This is a genomic window from Mesorhizobium sp. M7D.F.Ca.US.004.03.1.1 (genome assembly GCF_003998635.1).
Lineage (GTDB): Bacteria > Pseudomonadota > Alphaproteobacteria > Rhizobiales > Rhizobiaceae > Mesorhizobium > Mesorhizobium loti.
On the sequence record NZ_RZQG01000533.1, the window covers coordinates 1 to 4,214 of the forward strand.

Genomic DNA, 4,214 nt, shown 5'->3' on the forward strand with positions numbered 1-4,214 from the left:
AACTGACGCTCATTCCCTACACGTCGAAATTCGACCCGAGCTTCCAGACGCAATGGTTCCTCGCCAGCCAGATCGGCCTGTGGAACTGGCAGCGCTGGAACAGTCCCGAATTCGACAAGCTCCACCAGGAAGGGCTGGAGACGCTGGACAAGGCCAAGCGCGAGGCGATCTATATCAACATGCAGAAGCTGCTCGATGAATCGGCCTCCTGCATCTGGATCACGCATGGCCGCAACTTCTTCGTCGACGCGGCCTGGCTGAAGCCGATGTTCCTGCCCAATGGCAAGGACTGGCAGTTCGAGTTCTTCGACAAGGCGTGAGGTCAAACCGGTGGACCTGGGAGGGGTGGTTGACCAGATGACCAGATGTGGCGGGCCGGACCCGGAGCGTTCATGACCAGGTCGCAACGGACCGCTGCTTTCATCGCCAGCCGTCTGGCGTCGGTGGTGCTGACCATCGCCGGCGCCACGCTGCTGCTGTTCCTGATGGTGCGCCTGGTGCCGGGGGATTTCACCTCGGTGATGCTCGGCCCGCGAGCGACGCCGGAGCTGCGCGCCCAGATCACCCATGACATGGGTCTCGACCGCAGCATGGTCGAGCAGCTCTGGTTGTTCGCCAGCCGTGCCGCAACCGGCAATTTCGGCGAGGATGTCGTTTCGCACCGGCCGATCCTCGACATCGTGCTCGATGTCATTCCCAACACGCTGGCGCTTGCCTTCAGTGCCCTGGCGCTGGCTCTGGTTGTGGGCATTCCGATCGGCGTCATCGCTGCACTGAAACCGGGCTCTTGGCTCGACAGCGGCCTGGCGTTGCTGTCGATCTCCTTCATCACAACGCCGACCCTGGTGGTCTCGGTGATCCTGTTCCTGATCTTCGCCATCGGTCTGCACTGGCTGCCGGTGGCGGGCGCCGGCAACCCCGGTGACATCATGGACCGGCTGCGGCATCTGATCTTGCCCAGCGTGGCGCTGGCGCTCGGCTGGGTCGGCTATATCTCGCGGCTTGTGCGCGCCGCACTGCTCGACACGCTGGCCGAACTGCATGTGCGCACGCTGCGCGCCTATGGCGTTTCCGAATACCGCATCGTCGGCCTCTACGCGCTGAAGCTCGCCCTGGTGCCGGTGGTGTCCATCCTCGGCATCGGGCTCGGCGACCTGATCGGCAGCTCGGTCGTCGTCGAGATCATCTTCGCCCGCTCCGGCATCGGCAGCCTGATCTTCAATTCGATCGCCCAGCGCAACTACCCCGTCGTGCAGGCTTGTGTGGTGTTCATCGTCGCCTTCTACATCGTCGCCAATCTGGTGGTCGACATGATCAACGCGCTGCTCGACCCGCGCATCGCGGTGGGCCGCGGATGAGCGGACTGGTCGCGACGCTCAAACGCATCTGTTCGGAACGCGACGGCCGGCTTGGGTTGGCCTTCACGTGTCTCATCCTGGTGTTCGCGCTGGTTGGACCGCTGGTCAGCCCCGACCCGAACGCCATCGACATCAAGGCCCGCTTCGCGCCGCCGGGCGTGATGCATCTTCTGGGCACCGACAATCTCGGCCGCGACCTGATGGCGCGCACCTCGGTCGGCACGCGCTATGCGCTGACGCTGGCGGTGATGATCGTCGTCATCTCGTCGGTCATAGGCTCGCTGATCGGCATTGTCGCTGGCATCGCCGGGGGCTGGGTCGACCGGGCGGTGACGGCGGTGTTCGACATCGTCAACGCTTTCCCGCCGCTCATCCTCGCCTTCGCGCTGATCGCGCTCTACGGCAAGGGCTCGGCCACCTTCGTGCTTCTGGTCACCGTCGTCTTCATTCCGCAATTCGGCCGCATGGCGCGCGCCCGCGCCCAGACCTTGCGCACCCTGAGCTTCATCGAGGCCGAACGCATGCTGGCCGTCCATCCCGTCACCATCGTGGTCAGGCACTACCTGCCCAATGTCGCCGGCCCGATCATCGTGCTGGCCAGCATGAACCTGCCTGTGGTGATCGCCTTCGAAGCTTCGCTCTCCTTCCTCGGCTTTGGCGTGCAACCGCCGAAATCGTCGCTCGGCACGCTGATCAAGGACGGCTTCATCTCGATCAACCAGTCCTGGTGGCCGACTGTTGCCGCAGCCCTTGTGCTGGCCATCGCCACGCTCGGCGCCACCTTGCTCGGCGAAGCGCTGCGGCGCGTCATCGACCCGAAGTCGGCGGGGGTGCGCTGATGGCGATTTCGCTGCGCAACCTGTCGGTCGACTACAGCCTGCCGCAAGGCACCGCGCATGCGCTGCGTGGCGTGTCGCTGGACATAGAAAAGGGCGAATTGCTCGGGCTGGTCGGCGAATCCGGCAGCGGAAAATCGACCGTCGCCTTCGCGCTGATGGGCCTGCTCGCCAACAATGCCAAGGTCACCTCGGGTACGGCGACGATCGACGGCAAAAGCTTCGACCTGACGAAGCGCAATGCGACGGCGGCGTTGCGCGGTCGCGGCATGGCGATGATCTTCCAGGACCCGATGATGTCGCTCAATCCAGTGTTCACCATCGGCACGCAGCTGTGCGAAGTGCTGCGCCGGCGCTCACCCGGCAGCGACCGCAAAGCCCGGGTCGGGATGGCCGAAGATGCGCTCGACAAGGTCAAGCTCAGCAACCCGCGGCGGCGGATGAACCAGTATCCGCATGAACTGTCCGGCGGCATGCGCCAGCGCGTCGTGATCGCCATGGCGCTGCTGTCCGAACCGGCGCTGCTGATCGCCGACGAGCCGACGACGGCGCTCGATGTCACCGTCGAGGCGCAGATAATGCGTGAGATCATCGGCCTGCGCGACCGCATCGGCTGCGCGGTGCTTTTGATCACCCACAGCCTCGGCCTGGTCACCGAATATTGCGACAGGCTTTCGGTGCTCTATGCCGGCGAAAGACTGGAAAGCGGCACAGTGAGACAAGTGCAGCGCCAGCCCGGCCATCCCTATACGCGCATGCTGTTCGACTGCGAGGTGCCGATCGACCGCGAGCGCCAAGCCGATGCCTCGGAGAACCGCTTCACGGTGATATCAGGCGACCTGCCGGACCCGCGCCGGCGGCCGCCCGGCTGCATCTTCAACGGACGCTGCGATGTTTCCTTCGACGATTGCGCCGTTATCAACCCCGGCGATTATCCGGTCGGCAACGAGGCCGAGCACAGGGCCCGCTGCCTTCGGTTGGCGACGCCATGACCGACGCGATCTCGATCAGCAATGCGCAACTGCGCTTTGGCGAGACCGCCGCGCTCGACGGCGTGTCGCTGGCCATCCCGCAAGGCACGTGTTTCGGCATCGTCGGCGAATCCGGTTCCGGCAAGACGACGCTGATGCGTGCCGTTCTCGGCCTGCAGAAGCTTGACCAGGGCGAGATTCGCATTCTCGGCAATCCGCTGGTGCACAGCCGTGCGGCGCTCAAGCAACGCGCCAGCTTCATCCAGCCGATCTTCCAGGATCCGGCTGCTTCGCTGTCGCCGCGCAGCCGCATCCGCACGCTGATGAACGAGGTCGGCACGGTGCTGAGGGAACCGCATGCCGCAATGCATGAGCGGCTGCGTGTCATCCTGAACCGGCTTGGCCTGCCGCCAGGTGTCATCGACAAATACCCGCACGAGATTAGCGGCGGCCAGGCGCGGCGCGTGGCGATCGCGCGGGCGTTGCTGATGAAGCCGTCGATCCTGATTGCCGATGAGCCCACCGCCGGTCTCGACGTCTCCGTGCAGGGCGACCTGCTCAATCTGCTGCAGGACATCAGGCGGTCGGACAACATCACGCTGGTGGTCATCAGCCACAATCTGGCGATCGTGCGCCTGATTGCCGAAAACGCCGTCGTCATGCGCGCCGGCAAGGTGGTCGAGGGCGGTGAAGTGGGATCGCTGTTCAAATCACCTCGGGAAGCCTATACGCGCGAATTGCTGGCCGCGTGGCCTGGTGTCACGCAGTCCAAACCGACGGGCTGAAAGCTGGCTAAAGCTGAGCTTCGATGGCGGCCTTGTCGATCACCGACCAGACATGCCTGATCCTGCCGTCGAGAAATTCATAGAAGACGTTCTCGCTGAAGGACACTTTCCGGCCGTTGATGGGCAGGCCAAGGAAGGTTCCGATCGGCGTGCAGTTGAACTGAAGCCGGCTGGCTATGAAGGGCGTGTCCGAGATCAGCAGCTGGATGTCGAAATAGAGGTCCGGAATCTCCGAAAAATCCCGCTCCAGCATCTTGCGATACC

Annotated in this window: 5 protein-coding genes and 1 pseudogene; 5 read left to right on the plus strand and 1 reads right to left on the minus strand. The window is 64.1% G+C overall.

Annotated features, from left to right (window positions below):
• The 5 genes and pseudogenes from EN935_RS40910 to EN935_RS24710 form a co-directional block, all read left to right on the plus strand.
• Positions 1–320 (plus strand): annotated as a pseudogene (locus EN935_RS40910) (ABC transporter substrate-binding protein); the annotation flags it as partial.
• Between the two features lie 72 nt (positions 321–392).
• Positions 393–1,358 carry an ABC transporter permease gene (locus EN935_RS24695; protein WP_164757555.1) on the plus strand — a complete coding sequence of 322 codons (966 nt, stop codon included), beginning with the start codon at positions 393–395 and terminating at the stop codon, positions 1,356–1,358.
• Positions 1,355–2,197 carry an ABC transporter permease gene (locus tag EN935_RS24700; RefSeq protein ID WP_109660351.1) on the plus strand — a complete coding sequence of 281 codons (843 nt, stop codon included), beginning with the start codon at positions 1,355–1,357 and terminating at the stop codon, positions 2,195–2,197. The genes EN935_RS24695 and EN935_RS24700 overlap by 4 nt, the downstream gene beginning before the upstream one ends.
• Complete coding sequence (locus EN935_RS24705) at positions 2,197–3,186, plus strand: ABC transporter ATP-binding protein (RefSeq protein WP_109660354.1); 990 nt, start codon at positions 2,197–2,199, stop codon at positions 3,184–3,186. The genes EN935_RS24700 and EN935_RS24705 overlap by 1 nt, the downstream gene beginning before the upstream one ends.
• Positions 3,183–3,950, plus strand: coding sequence for a dipeptide/oligopeptide/nickel ABC transporter ATP-binding protein (locus tag EN935_RS24710; protein WP_109660356.1), 768 nt, complete (start codon positions 3,183–3,185; stop codon positions 3,948–3,950). The genes EN935_RS24705 and EN935_RS24710 overlap by 4 nt, the downstream gene beginning before the upstream one ends.
• Positions 3,951–3,957: 7 nt before the next feature.
• On the opposite strand, the gene EN935_RS24715 is transcribed toward EN935_RS24710, so the two are convergent.
• A partial coding sequence (locus tag EN935_RS24715) for an ester cyclase (protein WP_127373698.1) occupies positions 3,958–4,214 on the minus strand: 257 nt, incomplete at its 5' end.